Below are 15,703 nucleotides of genomic sequence, written 5' to 3' on the forward strand. Positions count from 1 at the left end.
ATCAGATGAGTGAATCGCGAGAGACTCCGAGGAACGACGTGGCCGAGACCCAGGCTGAACCCACACCGCTGCGGCGAAAGCCGGTTCAGCAACGCAGTGCCCGGCGAGTGGAACAGATGCTGGACGCGAGCGCCGTGCTCATCGACGAGCTGGGCTACGACGCGCTCACCACCACGCTGATCGCCAAACGAGCGGGCGTCGCGGTCGGGTCGCTGTACCAGTTCTTCCCGGACAAACGCGCGGTCGTGCAGGCGCTGACGCAGCGGAACCTGGAACGGTTCGTGGCCGCGGTGAACGAGCGGCTGCAGCAGCTCAGCCCGGAGCACTGGTGGAACATCGTCGACTCGGTGCTGGACATCTACCTGCAGATGCACCGCGAGGTGCCGGGATTCTCGAAGGTCCACTTCGGAGACGTCATCGACGTCCGGCTGCTGGCCGACGACCGCGACAACAACTCCGTCATCGCGGACTCGCTGGTCGAAATCCTGCGCGGGCACGTCGACCGGCCGGCCGACGAACTCCGCTTCGCCATCGCGATCGCCAACGAGACGGCGGACGCGCTGCTGAAGCTCGCCTTCCGCCGCGACCCGAACGGGGACGAGCGGATCGTCGCCGAGGCCAAGCACGTGGTGAAGGGTTATCTGGCAAGCAAATTCGGCGACTGAGGCCAACATCCGGCTCAGCCGAAGTTCTGCCCCTCGCCGCGGTAAGTCGGGACGGTGCGCTCCACCTGGCTGCCGCGGACGAGGTGGTAGGCCAGGAAGCGTTCGGCCAATTCCCCGGCTTTCGCGTGCCGCAGCCAGACCCGGTCGCCGAGTCGCAGGCTGCGCGCGGCCTCGCCGGTCACCGGCGTCTGCACCTCGCCAGCGCCTTCGAAACCCAGTAGGCGCAAGCCTTCCGGAAGGTACGGCGACGGTTCGCGCGACGGGCCGGTCGGGCCGGAAGCGATGTAGCCGCCGGAGTACAGCGTCGCGACGTTCTTGGCCGGACGGCGCACCACCGGCAGCGCGAACAGCGCGGCCGGGCGCGGCTGGAAGTGCGAGTAGCCGTCGAACAGCGTCGGCGCGAGGAAGCCGGAACCGGCGGCGATCTCGGTGACCACGTTCTCCGCGCCGGTGGTCTCGATGCTTCCGGTGCCGCCGCCGTTGACGAACTCCAGGTCGGCGACTTCGCGCACGGCGCGCACCGCGGCACTGCGGCGGCGGGCGAGTTCGGCCGCGGAACGGCGTTGCATCCAGCCGACCACCCGGTTCTGCAGGCCTTTTCCGGCAGCGTCGCCGAGCCCGGCGATCTGGCCTTCGTACGCCATCATCCCGACCAGCTGGAAGCCCGGCCGCTCGACGATCTTCCGCGCCACCGCCGCAGCTTGCCCCGGTTTGAACACCGGCGAACGCCTTGTCCCGACATGCACGCCGGGAAGCGGGCGCCAGGAAGCGTCGAGTTCGAGGCACACGCGGATGTCCGGGTGGCCATGGCCAAGCGCCGCGTCGACCAGGTCGAGGTGTTCGGTCGAGTCGACCATGATCGTGACCGCCGCGCGAGCACGTTCGCTCGCCGCCAGCCGACGGAGCGCTTCGTGGTCGGCAGTCGGGTACGCGACCACGATGTCGTCGGAAGTGCCCAGCTCAGCGTGCCAAACGGCCTCGGCGAGCGAGTAGCACATCAGACCTTCGAAGCCGTCTCGCGCGAGCGCCCGCTCCAGCAGCGCACGGCAGCGCACGGACTTGCTGACCACCCGGATCGGCTTGCCCGCGGCCCGGCGCAGCAGGTCGTCGGCGTTGGCGTCGAAGGCGTCCAGGTCGACGATCGCGAGCGGCGGATCCAGGTCCTTCGTCGCGAGGTCGTACCCGTGCGCTGAGGTGGTCACGCACTTACGGTACGACAACAACGCTTGAAACGCGAATACTATTCACTTACGGTTCCGGCATCTATCGTGGGAACCTTCCAGCGAAGAACAGGTGCCGCAATGACGTGGAGCAACTGGGCCGGAACGGCCAAGGCCACCCCGCAACGGGTGCACCGGCCGCGCAGCGCGGCCGAGATCGCCGAGGTCGTGGCCGGGGTCGCCGCGGCGGGCCACCGCGTCCGCCCGTGGGGCAGCGGGCATTCGTTCACCGCGATCGCCGCCGCCGATTCCGACGCGCTCGACCTCACCGCGTGGACCGGCATCGAGCGCGCCGACCTCGAAACGCAGCAGGTCACGGTCCGTTCCGGCACCACTCTCCGCACCCTCAACGCCGCTCTCGACGCGCTCGGGCTCGCGATGACGAACCTCGGCGACATCGACGCACAGACGATCGCCGGCGCGATTTCCACCGGCACGCACGGCACCGGTGCGCGCTTCGGCGGTATCTCGACGCAGATCGTCGCACTGGAACTCGTGCTCGCTGACGGTTCGCTGGTCCGCTGCTCGGCCGACGAACGTCCGGAGTTGTTCCACGCCGCCCGCGTCGGCCTTGGCGCGCTTGGCGTCATCAGCACCGTGACCCTCCAATGTGAACAGTCCTTTGTGCTCTCCGCGCAGGAACGTCCGGAGCCGCTGGAGCAGGTTCTCGAGGGCTTCGACGACAACGCCGCGAACAACGACCACTTCGAGTTCTACTGGTTTCCCTACGGCACCAAGGCGTTGGTGAAGCGCAACAACCGGCTGCCGGTGAACGCCGAGCGGAAACCGTTGTCCCGCCTAAAGCAGTTCGTGGACTACGAGCTCACCGAGAACGTCGCGTTCGGCGGGCTCTGCCGGCTCGGCCGCGCGGTGCCGAAGCTGGTGCGGCCGCTGGGCGCGTTCGCCTCGCAGGTGTCGTCGCCTCGGGAGTACAGCGATCTTTCGCACCGCGTTTTCGTCACCCATCGCGGCGTGCGGTTCGTCGAGTCGGAGTACGCCGTCCCGCGCGAATCAGTGCTCGACGTGCTGGCCGAACTGCGCGGAGTGGTACCGCGGCTGAAAGATCCGGTGGCGTTCCCGGTCGAGGTGCGCGTGGCCGCGGCCGACGACATCTGGCTGTCCACCGCGAACGGCCGCGATTCCGCGTACATCGCGATCCACCAGTTCCTCGGCATGCCCTACCGCGAATACTTCGCCGCGTTCGAGAACGTCGTGGGCCAGGTCGGCGGACGGCCGCACTGGGGCAAAATGCACGACCTCGACGCGTCCGTCCTGCGCACCCGCTATCCGCACTTCGACGATTTCCTGCGGATCCGCAAGGAATGCGACCCGGCCGGGACGTTCGCCAACACCTATCTCGACCGGGTCCTCGGCAGCGCGTGATCAGTTCGGCTCGAACAGCGAACTGACCGACTCTCCATTGTGGATTCGCCGCATCGCCTCGGCCAGCGCCGGGGCGATGGACAGAATCCGCAGCTTCTCCGTGCGCTCCTCGACCGGAACCGGCACCGTGTTCGTGCAGACGATCTCCAGCACGTCCTCCTGGCCGCCGATCCGCTTGAGCGCGCCGTCGGCGAACAGCCCGTGCGTGCAGGCCACCCGGATCGACCGCGCGCCCATCTCCCGCAGCCGGCCCAGCAGTTCCAGCACCGTGCTGCCGCGCGCGATCTCGTCGTCCAGCACGATGATGTCGCGTCCGGCGATCTCGCCGATCACCGACGTGATCTCGACCCGGTCGTCGGCGAACCGCTGTTTGGCACCGGCCGCGACCTTCGCGCCGAGCAGCCGGGCGAAATGCGCGGCTTCCTTGGCGTTGCCCAAATCCGGCGACACGACCGTGGTCTCCGAAAGGTCGTACTGCCGGAAGTACCGCGCCAGCTCGCGCAGCGCGTGCAGATGGTCGACCGGCACGCTGAAGAACCCGTGCACCTGCGGCGAGTGCAACGTCATGGTGAGCACGCGGTTCGCGCCCGCGGTGACCATCAAGTCCGCGACCAGCCTGCCGCCGATGGAGATCCGCGGCGCGTCCTTTTTGTCCGAGCGCGCGTACGAATAGTGCGGCATCACGACGGTGGTGCGCGCGGCGGAGGCGCCACGGGCCGCGTCGAGCATCAGCAGCAGCTCGACCAGGTGTTCCTGCACCGGTTTGACCAGCGGCTGGATCAGGAACACGTCCCGCTCGCGGCAGTTGGCCTGGAGCTGGACCTGGAGACAGTCGTTGGCGAACCGGTCGATCTCCACCGGAAGCAGCGGAACGCCCAGGTTGGCGCAGATTTCCTCGGCGAGCTCGGGATGCGCGCTGCCGCTGAAAACCGCGATGTCGCGCATCAGATCCGGGACAGCGCGTCGGCGATGGACTCGTCGCCGGAGACCAGCTCCAGCGTGCGCCGGGCCGTCGCCGGAGTGTCGAGCAGCGCCAGCAGCACCGCGGCGACGTCCTCGCGCGGGATCTCCCCGCTGCCGACCTTCTCCGCGATCTTCACCTGGCCGGTGCCGGAATCGTTGGTCAGGCGACCGGGGCGCAGGATCGTCCAGTCGAGGTCGCGGACCTTGAGGTCTTCCTCGGCGGCGCGCTTGGCCCGCAGGTAGGCAGCGAAAACCGGGTCGAAGCCGGGGTCGTCCGCCTTGTCCGCGTTGATCGAACCGACCTGGATGAACCGGCGGACGCCAGCGCGCTGCGCGGCGTCGGCGAACAGCACGGCCGCGCCGCGGTCCACAGTGTCTTTGCGACCCTCGCCGCTGCCCGGGCCGGCACCGGCGGAGAACACCGCGGCGTCCGCGCCCTCGAGCACCTTGGCGACGGCGTCCACATCGGACTTCTCGAGGTCGAGCACAACAGTCTCGGCGCCGACTGCGATGAGGTCCGCTTCGTGATCCGGGTTGCGCACGATGCCGACCGGAGCGTCGTGCCGCTGCGCGAGCAGCTTTTCCAGGTGCAGGGCGATCTGGCCGTGTCCGCCAGCAATGACGACTCGCATGAACCCGACTCTATCGCCGCGCGAGCACCGACGCCGGTGCTTCAGTCCGCCTCGGCCGGGACTGGGGCGTCGGCGTCCTCGCGCAACAGCAGGTCGTAGGCCATCTCGTTGACCCAGCGCGAAACCGGGTCCTCCTGCAGCAGCACCCGGTCGTGGTGGGTGTCGAGGTCGAGGTCGGTGGTGGCGTACGGGTCGGCGGTGACGACCGCGAGGCCGTAGGCGCGGGCGCGCGGCAGGCAGTTCGTCACGTAGTCATCGGTCAGCACGGCAGGCGATGGGAGCACCATCGCGGCCTCGCCGTAGCGCGAAAAGGGCACCGCGGAGGCCATCGCGGTCCGCCAGTGCCGGGCGACCGCGAGGACGCCGATGATCTCGGCGGCCGGCGCGGGTGCGGTCGCGGCCAGCTCTGGCCAGGTCCAGGTGTCGACGAGGGCGCGATCGGCGACGGGACCGACACCCATCGCGATCCGCTCCGCGTGCACGTCGGTCTTGAGCTTCGCGACGATGCTGACCTTGCGGCCGAGCAGGGTCGTCGCGGGCAGCACTACGCCGTTCCAGCCCAGCAGGGCCGCGGCCTTGCGCGCCAGCTCGTCGACGCTCGCGGGGAGCTCGATCGGCGGCAGCACCCGGCTCGCCGTCGTCCGGCTGCGCTTCGCACCGCCGGCGACCGTCGAGCGCTCGGTGTTCTGTGGGGTAGCCGCCACGAGTCCGCCTCCTTCAAGCACCTGTTCCTCAAGCACCGGCGAAAACCGGTACATGAACTGAGTACCAGGGCAAAGACGCGAGGTCTCCGGGTTGCCCGGCCGCGTGCGATCGGCGGCGCTCAGCGGTCGGTGACCGGTCGGTAGGCGGTCGTTCGACTTCAGCCCGACCGTGCGGCCAACCGAGTGAGACGGGGGTGAGTGGTGCGCACGGAGCGCTTCCCCTGGGTGTCGCGCCACCCGCGCGGGGGCGAGGCAGGCGGCGCAATGCCTTACTCCGATCGGCCTAATCAACCGGGTTCCACAGTGGACTTTCCCTGGTCACGGGCGTCACCCGGATGGCGGGTGAGCTTCGCCGCAGCGGGGGTTCGGGTCTCCGGTTTAGGGTTACCCGTCGGTCAAGTACCCGCCGGGAGGACCAGGATGCGCTCGCCGAAGGACTTCTTCGCCCCGCTCGCCGTCGGAGCGCCGCAGCCGCCGCGGCAGATCCCGGTGCGGCCGTCGCGCATGATCCACTTTTTCGATCCGGGCAACGAAAAGATGGCCGCGAAGGTCCCGGACATCGCGAAGAAGACCGACGTGCTGCTGGGCAACCTCGAGGACGCGGTCCGCGCGGATCGCAAGGAAGCCGCGCGCGCCGGGCTGGTGTCGATCGCGAAGGCGACGGACTTCGGCCGCACGCAGCTGTGGACGCGGGTGAACAGCCTCGACTCGCCGTGGGTGCTCGACGACCTGATCACCCTGGTCACCGAGATCGGCGACAAGCTCGACGTGATCATGGTCCCGAAGGTCGAAGGCGCACAGGACATTCACTACGTCGACCGGTTGCTGGCGCAACTGGAAGCACGGGCCGGGCTGACGAAACCGCTGCTGGTGCACGCGATCCTGGAAACGGCGAGCGGCGTGGCGAACGTCGAGGAGATCGCCGGCGCGTCACCGCGGATGCAGGGCATCTCGCTGGGCCCGGCCGACCTGGCCGCGAGCCGCCGGATGAAGACGACCCGTGTCGGCGGCGGCCACCCGGGTTATCTGGTGCGCACCGACCCGGTCGGCGACGACCTCAACGAGGGCCGGACGACGTATCAGCAGGATCTTTGGCACTACACGGTGGCGCGGATGGTCGACGCGTGCGCGATGAACGGAATCCTTCCGTACTACGGGCCGTTCGGCGACATCCGCGACGTGGTGGCGTGCGAGGACCAGTTCCGCAACGCGTTCCTGCTCGGCTGCGTCGGCGCGTGGAGCCTGCACCCGGTGCAGATCGACATCGCGAAGAAGGTTTTCTCGCCGTCCCCCGCGGATGTGGCGTGGGCCCGGCGCGTGATCGCCGAGATGGGCGACGGCACCGGCGCGGTGATGATCGACGGGAAAATGCAGGACGACGCCTCGGTCAAGCAGTGCCGGGTGGTCGTGGAACTGGCCGACGAACTGGCCGCCACCGACCCCGAACTGGCCGCCGCGTACGACGCCGCGACGAAGGAGACCCAGTCATGACCGAACTCCGCCCGCGGCGGTCCGTGCTGTACATGCCCGGCGCGAACGAACGCGCGCTGGAGAAGGCGAAGACGCTTCCGGCGGACGCCTTGATCCTGGATTTGGAAGACGCCGTCGCACCGGACGCGAAGGAAGCCGCACGGGAACGTGTCTGCGCTGCTGTTGGTACCTATGGCAAGCGCGAAGTGACCATCCGAGTCAACGGCCTGGACACCGAATGGCACGACGCCGACCTGCGCGCCGCGGCTGCCGCCGGCCCCGCCGCCGTGGTGGTGCCGAAGGTGAACTCGGCGGCTGAGGTGCACAACATCGAGCGCGCGCTGGAGCTTGGCGGAGCGCCGGAACACACGAAGATCTGGGCGATGGTGGAGACGCCGATCGCGATGCTGCACGCCGCCGAGATCGCGGGGGCGTCGGAACGGTTGACCGTGCTGGTGATGGGCACGAACGACCTGGCGAAGGAACTGCACGCGGAGTTCGTACCGGGCCGGGGACCGTTGCTGGGCGGGCTTTCGCTGTGCCTGCTGGCCGCGCGCGCGACCGGGAAGGTGATCCTGGACGGGGTCTACAACGACGTCAAGGACGCGGCCGGTTTCGAGGCGGAATGCTTGCAGGGGCGGCAGTACGGGTTCGACGGGAAGACGTTGATCCATCCTTCGCAGGTGGAGCCGTGCAACCGGGTCTTCGCTCCTTCGGAGGAGGAGATCGACCGGTCTCAGCGGATCATCGCGGCGTTCGAGGAGGCTTCGGCTGAGGGACGCGGTGTGGTGACTGTGGATGGGCGGATGATCGAGAATCTGCATGTGGAGAACGCCCGGCGGGTGCTGGCGTTGGCGGAGGCGATCGGGGCGAAGTAGCCCGGCCGAGTGCGGCGACGAAACACCTCGCCGCCGCACTCGATGGTCACAGAAGGTTCTTCTGCACCTTCCCCATCGCATTGCGCGGCAAGGATTCCAGGACCCGCACTTCACGCGGTCGCTTGTGGACCGACAAAGTCCCCGCCACGAAGTCCGTCACCACGGCGCCGTCGAGGCTGTCTCCGACCACATAGGCGACGATTCGCTGCCCGAGGTCGTCGTCGGGCACACCGACCACCGCCGCTTCGCGGACGCCGGGGTGGGCCAGCAGCGCTTGTTCCACCTCGCCCGCCCCGATGCGGTAGCCGCCTGACTTGATCAGGTCGACCGATTCCCGTCCCACGATCCGGTGAAAGCCGCCGGGGTCGGCGACGGCGATGTCGCCGGTGCGGAACCAGCCGTCCTCGGTGAACGACTCCGCGGTCTTCTCCGGCAGGCCGAGGTACCCGTCGAAGAGCGTCGGGCCGGTCACCTGAAGCTGCCCGAGGCTCTCGCCGTCGTGCGGAACCGGCTGGTCCCGGTCATCGCACAGTCGCGTTTGGACAGTGGACAGCGCGGTGCCGACCCAGCCCGGCCGCCGTTCGCCGTCGTATCGCGTGCTGAGGGTGATCAGCGTTTCGCTCATCCCGTAGCGTTCGACGGGCGCGGCACCGGTAAGCCCGGACAGCTTTTCGAAGACCGGCTTGGGCAGCGGCGCGCTGCCCGAAACAAGCAGTCGCGCGGACCCCAGCGCACGCGCGGCAGTCGGCTCCGCGCACACCCGGGACCATACGGTCGGGACGCCGAAATACAGCGAACCCCGCGCTTCCGCGTAAGCCGCAGGCTTCGGCCGCACGGTGTGCGTGAGCGGTGAGCCGACGCGCAATGCGCCGAGGACGCCCAGCACCAGCCCGTGGACGTGGAACAAAGGAAGCCCGTGCACCAAGGTGTCTTCGGCGGTCCACTCCCACGCTTCGCTCAACGCGTCCAGGCACGCGGCGATGGCCGAGCGCGACAGCACGACGCCCTTCGGCGCGCCGGTGGTCCCCGAGGTGTAGACGATCAACGCCGGGCTTTCGGCGGCTGGTTCCGGATAGCTCTTCGAGGACCGGGCCGAGACGTCGATAGGCACGACTGGGAGTTCGACGTCGTCTGGTGCCTCGCCCAGCCAGAGCTGGACGCCGGAGTCGGACAGGACATGGCGTCGCTCGGCCGGTCCCGAATCCGGCGGGACCGGGACCGCGGTCACGCCCGCGGTCAGGCAGCCGACCACGGCGACGATCGTCTCCATGCTCGCGTTCGCGTTGACCGCGACCCGGCGGGCTCCGGCGATCCGGTCCGCGACCGCGGCGGCGGCACCGCGCAGGTCGTCGAGCGACAGCGAGGAATCGCCGACCCGGACGAACGGACTGTCCGCGGAAGCGCTCGACAACGCGGTCAACAGGGGCGGCTGATGGGTGTCCTTCACTGATTTCCTCACTCGGGCAGCGGTTTGTTGCGGGTCTCGGGGACAAGCGGGAGCAGGAGCAATCCGGCGACGAAGACGACGGCGGTGGACGCCAGCGGCACGGCGATCGAACCCGTGCCGCGAATCGCGACGCCGAGCACGAACGTCCCGACCGCCGCGAACCAGCGGGAGATCGTGGTGGTGAACGCGAACGCGGTGGCCCGGAACAGCGTCGGGTACTGCTCGGGCAGCCACACGGTGAACACCGCGAAGTTCGCCCCGCCGAGGCCGAGGATCGGCAGGAACGCGAAGAGCAGCGGCAGGTTTTTCAGCGGATAGGCGATCGCGTAGGTCCCGACGATGCCGACCGTCATCAGCGCGAAGAACAGCGCCAGCGCGCCCCGGCGGCCGAGCTTGTCGGCGAGCCACGGCGTGCCGATGCAGCCGATGACCGTGAAGACCGCCGAGATCGCGGCCGCGAGGCTGGCCAGCTGGGGGCCGTGGCTCGCGCCGGTCTCCTTGACGAGCGCCGTCACTGCGGTCGGCACGTAGGTGGCGGTGGCCCACAGGCCGATCACGCAGGCCCCGAGCAGCAGCAGATTGCCGACGGTCCGCCGCCGGTAGCCGCGGCTCATGATGTTGCGCAGCGGGGCGAGCAACGACGTGCGCCGGGCGGTTTCGGCCTGTGCCGCCCATTTTTCCGGCTCCTTCGTGTTGCGCCGGATGAACAGGACGAGCAGCGCGGGCACGATGCCCAGCAGGAACAGGCCGCGCCAGCCGAGCTGCTGGCCGAACGCCAGGTAGATCACGGCCGTCAGCAGCTGGCCGACGTAGTTGGCCGAATGCAGCACTCCGCCGAGCTTGACGCGCAGCCGCTCGGGAACGGCCTCCGCCACCAGCGTGGCCGCCATCGCCCATTCGCCGCCGATCCCGACCGCGCACAGGAAGCGGAACGCCATCCAGGCCCACACGTTGGTCGAAAAGCCGGCCAGCGCGGTGAACACCGAGAAGAGCAGGATGCTGCCGATCATCGCGGGCCGCCTGCCGAAACGGTCCGCGATCGGGCCCCAGATGAACGAACAGCCCCATCCGGCCAGGAAGAGCGCGCCGCTGAGCTGGCCATAGAACCCGATGTTCCCGACGTCCGGGGCGATGCCGGACGGCGGAAGCAGTTCGGTCAGCGTCGGCGCGAGGACAAGGCCGAACATCGCGAGCGTGAACCCGTCCATCGCCCAGCCGCCGAAGGACCCCCAAAACGCGTTGCGCTGGGCGCGGTTCATCCGGACCGGCGGCCCCGGGTCGGCCTGATCGCCGCGCGACCGTTCGCCGCCGGCTTCCTTGATCGTCGTCATGACCACCTCACTGTGGTCCACATTGCGGACCGATGGACTACTATGTGGACCGGTAGCGTATGAACGGGATCACCGAAGGTCAAGGGGTGGCGAATGTGAACAGCGTGCTCACCGCGTTACGGGTGTTCGAGGCGGTCGCCGCGGCGCAACCCGCCGGCCTGAGCGAACTCGCGCGCCGGCTCGAGGTCCCCAAGAGCACGGTGCAGCGATGCCTCAAGACGCTCGCCGACGCGGGCTGGGTCCGGCCGGAGCCGAGCGGAGACGGCCGGTGGGTGATCACCGGGAAGGCGTTCAGCATCGGCAGCGCGGTGAGCTCCGGGCCGCGGCTGCGCGAGATCGCGCTGCCGGTCCTCAGCCGGCTGCAAAGCGACACCCGCGAGACCATCCACCTGACGGTCCCCGACGACGACGCGATGGTGCTGATCGAGCGGCTCGACAGCCCGCATCAGCTCCGCGCGTTTCTCCAGCTGGGCACGCGGCTTCCGCTGCACGCGGCATCGAACGGCAAGGCGTACCTGGCTTCGCTGGCCGACGCGGCCGTCGAGTCGTTCCTGCGCAACGGTTTGCAGAAGGTCAACGACCACACCGTCACCGACCCCGACGTCATCCGCCGGGAAGTCGAGGAAATCCGCCAGCGCGGTTACGCGGTCACCAACGAAGAACTCCACGAAGGCATCGCCGCGGTCGCCGTCGCGCTCAAGACGGCGGACGGCGAAACCTGCGGATGCTTCAGCATTTCCGGTCCCACGACGAGGCTGACGCCTGACCTCTACGCGACGTACGGCGAGAAGGCGATCGCGGCGAAAGCGGAGATCGAGCGGTTCCTGTCCTTCTGAAGGACGAGGCCGTCAAGCAACTACCCCCCCCCGTTCTTTTCCGAGGTCGCCAAGGAGCCGGGAGTCCGGGGTGAGCGGGGCGGCTCCAGAGACATTCGCCAGCAATTCGGCGACCTGCAGCAGCGCGACCCGCACTGATTCGATCTCCGCGCGCAGGTCCTCGATGTGCTCCCACTCGTTCTCGTGGTCGATCGGGGCGACGCCGTCGGATCGGGTGGCTTCCCACGAGCCGAGGCGGGGGTGCCAGCGCGCCAGCAGCGGGCGGACTGCCACGTTCAGCACTGTCAGCGCGAGCTTTCCGAACGTGATCGCGTCCGCGCTCTCTCGCGGCGACACTTCCGGACCGTACTTGCGCAGGATCTCCCGGGTGGTGCCGAACAGCGTGTAGAGACTGCTCAGCGCTTCCCGCGCGAGGCCTTCGTCCCGGCGCAGCTTGACCACCGAGATCCGGGTCGCCAGTTCGACGTACAGCTCCCACGCCGCTTTCGCCTCGGCCTGGTGCGGTGTCCACGATCCGCTGATCTCGCCGACGAACGGCAGCTTCAGCTTCACCCCGACCTCGCGCGGCCGGAACTGCCTCGTTCGCTTCCCCATCACCGCACCTCCACGAGGAGCGAGCCCGCGCCGGCGAGTTCGGCGAGCCGTTCGGTCGCGTCGCGCAGCAGCACTTGCAGGTCGGCCAGTTCGGCGCGCAACTGCCCGGCCTGGTCCCACTCCCGCTCGTGGTCGAACTGGGACGAGCCTGGCGGACGGCGTTCCAGGTGCGCGTCGAGCAGCGGATGCCACTTGGCCAGGAACGGCCGCAATCCGTCGTTGAGCAGCCGGAACACGACCTGGTGCAGGGAATCCGACGTCAGCGACCGCTCCGGCGGATGCTCGGCCAGCGCGCGGCGGGCTTCGGTGAACACCTGGTAGAGGCTGCTGAGCGCTTCCGACAGAAGTCCCTCGTCCGGGCCGAGGCGGACCGCCGAGATCCGGCTGGCCAGCTCGACGTGCAAATTCCAGGCCAGAGACCGGTCAGGTCGCTCGGACACACTCATGTTCGGCATTCTAGGTGTCGGCGGCAGCGGCGGCAGCCGTCTCGGAGGGGAGGGGCTAGTGCCGGACTGGGATGTGTTCGTCAGTTACGACCGGACGGACGCGGCGGCGGTGCGGCGCATCGCGGCGGCGCTGGAAGGCGCCGGGCTGCGGGTGTTCCTGGACACCGAGGAGATCCGTCCGTTCGATTCGATCCCGGGACGGCTGAGCCAAGCTCTCGGCGAGTCCAAGGTGCTGCTCGCCTATTACAGCCGCAGCTACGGATCGCGGCGTGCCTGCCAGGAGGAGTTCACGACCGCTTACCTGGCCGGACCCGGACACGTGCTGGCGGTGAACCCCGAACCGAGCAGCCAGCACTTGGCGCCTCGGGAGCTGCTCGACGTTTTGCTGCCGGGCCATCCCGCGACCAAACCGGCGCTGAACGCCCTCGCCGACGCGGTGCGGAGCCGAGTCGCCGACACGCCAGGACCGATCGGCGATCCGGGCACGGCGACCGGCTGGTCCGCTCCGCCGAAGTTCACCGGCCGGTGGAAGGAACTCTGGGAAATCCACTCGATCCTGCGCGGCGGCGGGACGGCGGTGGTGCACGGCGTGGTCGACATCGGCAAAACCACCTTTGCCCAGGCGTACGTACAGCAGTTCAGCCCGGCCTACCGCACCGTTTTCGCCGGGCATTCTCCCGCGGCGACCGCTGATGATCTGGTGGTGCTTGACGACGTCGGCTCTCCGCCGGAGCCGCTCCCCGCCGGTGTCCCGGTCCTGTTGCTGACCCGCGACCCGCGGCTGGCGAAGCTGGGCTCCGCCGTCGAACTGACCGATCTGCGCGAGGACGAACTGGATCTGACGGCCGGTCTCCGGACCGCGGCGGAGGGCAGCACCGGGTTGGCGCGCCGGCTCTCCGAACAGTTCTCCGGCAGCACCGAGACGGTGCTCGATCGCCTGCATCGCCGCCAGTCTCCGCTGCTCGACCCGCTCGCCGAACGGCTCCTTCCGGCGGTGGCGGGCGCGTGGGATCTCGCCAGGGTGCTAGCCGCTGCCTCCCCCGTGCCGCTGACCCGTGACGCTGTCGCGGACATCCTCGCCGAGGCGGGCATCAGCACCGACCTCGACGCTGAGTTCACCGCGCTGCTCGCCGCGGGAGTCGTCGTCGGCGGACTCGGCGAGTTCACGCTGCCGCACGCCTTTCACATCGTGGTGCGAGGCCGGGACCCGCGACCGGCGCGAGCCGAACAGGTGCGGCAAGCGACGATCGCGCTCCTCAAGAACCAGGCCCGGCCGCGGCACACCGTCGTCCCCGCGCGCCGGCGGTCGGAGATCGACGAAGCGGAACGGCGTGCCGCGCACCAGATCCTCAACGAGCTGAAAAGCCGGGTCGCGCTGCGCGAGCTGCCGGACGGCGAAGGTCTGCTGCGCAGCGCGCTCAACTCGCTCTACGCACTGTTCGGCAGCCTGCGGCAGATCACCGGCGGCATCGACCAGGACGCGCTCCGCCCTTCCACCTCGGTCCGGCCGGGGCTGGGCACCCTGATCCCCCGCCTCCAGGACGAGATCCTGCCGCGGTTCCTGACCTATTGGCACACGCGGCTCGACGACCATCACGACGTTCGCCCGCCGGGAATCGGCAGTCGCGAGCACGAACTCGCCTGGCCGTTGCAAGCTCAGCTCCGTTCGGACCTCGCGTCGCTGCAAGCGGAAGTCGCCGAGGTGGCCGACGAATTGGCCGTGCTGAGCGGAAACCCGCTCAGCTGACCGGCCACGGGCGCTGTTCCTCGCGCAGCTTCTCGAACTCCGCCGCGACCCGCAGCACCTCCAGGTCGGCGAACCGGCGACCCGCGATCTGCAGGCCGATCGGCAAGCCTTCCGGGGTATAGCCGCAGTTCAGGGAGACCGCGGGCTGTCCGGACATGTTGTACGGCACGGTGAACGCGATGTGCTCGAACGGCCGCGTCGGGTCGTTGGTCGGGGATGGCCAATCCGCGGGCGGCGGTCCGACTGGGCAGGTCGGCGAGAGGACCACGTCGTACGGTTCGGTCGCGCGCAAGGCGGCCACGCTGATCGCGTCGATGGCGGCGAACCCGCGATAAGTGTCCACACCGGACGCATCCGCTCCCCCGGCCGCCCAATCCGCGATGTACGGCAGGACCTGCGCGCGGCGCTCCTCCGGCAGACCGGCCATGTCCGACCAGGCGCGGACTCGCCAGAAGGTGTCCAGGCCGTTCAGGTGGTCGCGGGTCAGGAACGGGGCGACAGGTTCCACGACAGCGCCTGCGGACGAGAACAGGGTGGCGGCGGCGGTCACTGCGTCGGCGATCTCCGGAGTGACGGGGAGGCCGACGCCGGGGTCCAGTTGCAGGCCGACGCGCAGGCCAGCGAGGGAACCGGTCAGCGAGCGCCAGTCGATCGACGCGGGCGGCAGGCTGAGGTGGTCGCGCGGATCGGGTTGGGCCAGGACGCTCATCAGCAGGGCGGTGTCGGCGACGGTCCTGGTCAGCGGTCCGGCGACGCGGCCCAGGAAGGGCGGGTCGACTGGTACGCGGCCGAAGCTGGGTTTCAGGCCGACTAGTCCGCACCAACCGGCGGGGAGGCGGATTGAGCCGCCGATGTCGGTGCCTACGTGCAAAGGGCCGTAGCCTGCGGCGGCCGCGGAGGCGGCACCCGCGCTGGAGCCGCCGGGAGTGCGCGTGACGTCCCACGGGTTGCGCGAAGCAGTGTGGAAGCTTGAAAGGCCTGAGGTGAGCATGCCGTAGTCGGGCATGGTCGTCTTTGCCAGCAGTACCGCGCCGGACTCGCGTACGCGGGCTGCGGCGGGGGCGTCGGCGGCTGCGGGTGTCAGAGCGGTAGCGGCGGTGCCTAGCGGGGTGGGGACGCCTTCGGAGGCGATGTTTTCCTTCAGGGTCAACGGGACGCCGTCGATGGGGCCGGAGGGTTCGCCAGCGTGCCAACGTGCTTCAGACGCCTTCGCGGCTTCGCGGGCTGAAGCGGCGTCGTACGCGTACAGGGCGTGCAGTTCGGGTTCGCGGGCATCGATGCGCGCGAGGACGGCTTCGGTCACTTCGACGGGCGAGAACGTTTGCGCGCGGTACCCGGCTACCAGCTCGTTAGCGGTCAGGTCGGCCAATTCGGTCATCGCGGAACC

15 protein-coding genes are annotated in these 15,703 nt (G+C 69.3%); 6 read left to right on the plus strand and 9 right to left on the minus strand.

Annotated features, from left to right (window positions below; translation table 11 throughout):
* Positions 1-5 precede the first annotated feature (5 nt).
* Positions 6-665 carry a TetR/AcrR family transcriptional regulator gene (locus ABD156_RS31600; RefSeq protein ID WP_037806876.1) on the plus strand — a complete coding sequence of 220 codons (660 nt, stop codon included), beginning with the start codon at positions 6-8 and terminating at the stop codon, positions 663-665.
* A 14-nt stretch (positions 666-679) separates the two neighbouring features.
* Here the strand turns inward: ABD156_RS31600 and ABD156_RS31605 are convergent, their stop codons facing one another.
* Complete coding sequence (locus ABD156_RS31605; protein ID WP_344282127.1) at positions 680-1,867, minus strand: amino acid deaminase/aldolase; 1,188 nt, start codon at positions 1,865-1,867, stop codon at positions 680-682.
* A gap of 99 nt (positions 1,868-1,966) precedes the next feature.
* On the opposite strand from ABD156_RS31605, the gene ABD156_RS31610 reads away from it, so the two are divergent.
* Positions 1,967-3,268, plus strand: coding sequence for a D-arabinono-1,4-lactone oxidase (locus ABD156_RS31610; protein ID WP_344282130.1), 1,302 nt, complete (start codon positions 1,967-1,969; stop codon positions 3,266-3,268).
* Here ABD156_RS31610 and ABD156_RS31615 read toward each other — a convergent pair whose 3' ends face one another.
* The 3 genes from ABD156_RS31615 to ABD156_RS31625 are packed head-to-tail and all read right to left on the minus strand — an operon-like array spanning position 3,269 to position 5,567.
* A complete protein-coding gene (locus ABD156_RS31615; protein ID WP_344282133.1) occupies positions 3,269-4,213 on the minus strand; it encodes a ribose-phosphate diphosphokinase in 945 nt (314 codons plus the stop codon).
* Positions 4,213-4,863 carry an SDR family oxidoreductase gene (locus tag ABD156_RS31620; RefSeq protein ID WP_344282136.1) on the minus strand — a complete coding sequence of 217 codons (651 nt, stop codon included), beginning with the start codon at positions 4,861-4,863 and terminating at the stop codon, positions 4,213-4,215. The genes ABD156_RS31615 and ABD156_RS31620 overlap by 1 nt, the downstream gene beginning before the upstream one ends.
* Positions 4,864-4,904: 41 nt before the next feature.
* Complete coding sequence (locus ABD156_RS31625) at positions 4,905-5,567, minus strand: hypothetical protein (RefSeq protein ID WP_344282138.1); 663 nt, start codon at positions 5,565-5,567, stop codon at positions 4,905-4,907.
* 420 nt (positions 5,568-5,987) lie between these two features.
* On the opposite strand from ABD156_RS31625, the gene ABD156_RS31630 reads away from it, so the two are divergent.
* Both ABD156_RS31630 and ABD156_RS31635 read left to right on the plus strand, forming a co-directional pair.
* On the plus strand, positions 5,988-7,058 hold the full coding sequence (locus ABD156_RS31630; protein ID WP_344282141.1) for an HpcH/HpaI aldolase/citrate lyase family protein: 1,071 nt from the start codon (positions 5,988-5,990) through the stop codon (positions 7,056-7,058).
* A complete protein-coding gene (locus ABD156_RS31635) occupies positions 7,055-7,915 on the plus strand; it encodes an HpcH/HpaI aldolase/citrate lyase family protein (protein WP_344282144.1) in 861 nt (286 codons plus the stop codon). Before ABD156_RS31630 ends, ABD156_RS31635 begins: the two co-directional genes overlap by 4 nt.
* Positions 7,916-7,961: 46 nt before the next feature.
* Here the strand turns inward: ABD156_RS31635 and ABD156_RS31640 are convergent, their stop codons facing one another.
* Entirely contained in the window at positions 7,962-9,362 is a 1,401-nt protein-coding gene (locus tag ABD156_RS31640; RefSeq protein ID WP_344282146.1) for an acyl-CoA synthetase, read from the minus strand.
* 8 nt (positions 9,363-9,370) lie between these two features.
* The gene (locus ABD156_RS31645) at positions 9,371-10,693 is read right to left on the minus strand and encodes an MFS transporter (protein WP_344282148.1); all 1,323 of its coding nucleotides are present in this window, start codon (positions 10,691-10,693) and stop codon (positions 9,371-9,373) included.
* Between the two features lie 86 nt (positions 10,694-10,779).
* On the opposite strand from ABD156_RS31645, the gene ABD156_RS31650 reads away from it, so the two are divergent.
* A complete protein-coding gene (locus tag ABD156_RS31650) occupies positions 10,780-11,529 on the plus strand; it encodes an IclR family transcriptional regulator (protein ID WP_344282151.1) in 750 nt (249 codons plus the stop codon).
* Between the two features lie 12 nt (positions 11,530-11,541).
* On the opposite strand, the gene ABD156_RS31655 is transcribed toward ABD156_RS31650, so the two are convergent.
* Both ABD156_RS31655 and ABD156_RS31660 read right to left on the minus strand, forming a co-directional pair.
* Positions 11,542-12,123 carry a hypothetical protein gene (locus ABD156_RS31655; protein WP_344282154.1) on the minus strand — a complete coding sequence of 194 codons (582 nt, stop codon included), beginning with the start codon at positions 12,121-12,123 and terminating at the stop codon, positions 11,542-11,544.
* Positions 12,123-12,569, minus strand: a complete 447-nt coding sequence (locus ABD156_RS31660) for a hypothetical protein (RefSeq protein ID WP_344282157.1) — start codon at positions 12,567-12,569, stop codon at positions 12,123-12,125. The genes ABD156_RS31655 and ABD156_RS31660 overlap by 1 nt, the downstream gene beginning before the upstream one ends.
* 58 nt (positions 12,570-12,627) lie before the next feature.
* Between ABD156_RS31660 and ABD156_RS31665 the strand changes: the two genes are divergently transcribed.
* Positions 12,628-14,316, plus strand: coding sequence for a toll/interleukin-1 receptor domain-containing protein (locus ABD156_RS31665; protein WP_344282160.1), 1,689 nt, complete (start codon positions 12,628-12,630; stop codon positions 14,314-14,316).
* Here the strand turns inward: ABD156_RS31665 and ABD156_RS31670 are convergent.
* Positions 14,309-15,694 (minus strand): amidase, encoded by a 1,386-nt coding sequence (locus tag ABD156_RS31670; protein WP_344282163.1) that lies wholly within the window; start codon positions 15,692-15,694, stop codon positions 14,309-14,311. The two genes, ABD156_RS31665 and ABD156_RS31670, sit on opposite strands and share 8 nt — an antisense overlap.
* Between the last annotated feature and the right edge of the window lie 9 nt (positions 15,695-15,703).

The sequence above is a fragment of the Amycolatopsis albidoflavus genome (assembly GCF_039525725.1).
Classification (GTDB): Bacteria; Actinomycetota; Actinomycetes; order Mycobacteriales; family Pseudonocardiaceae; genus Amycolatopsis; species Amycolatopsis albidoflava.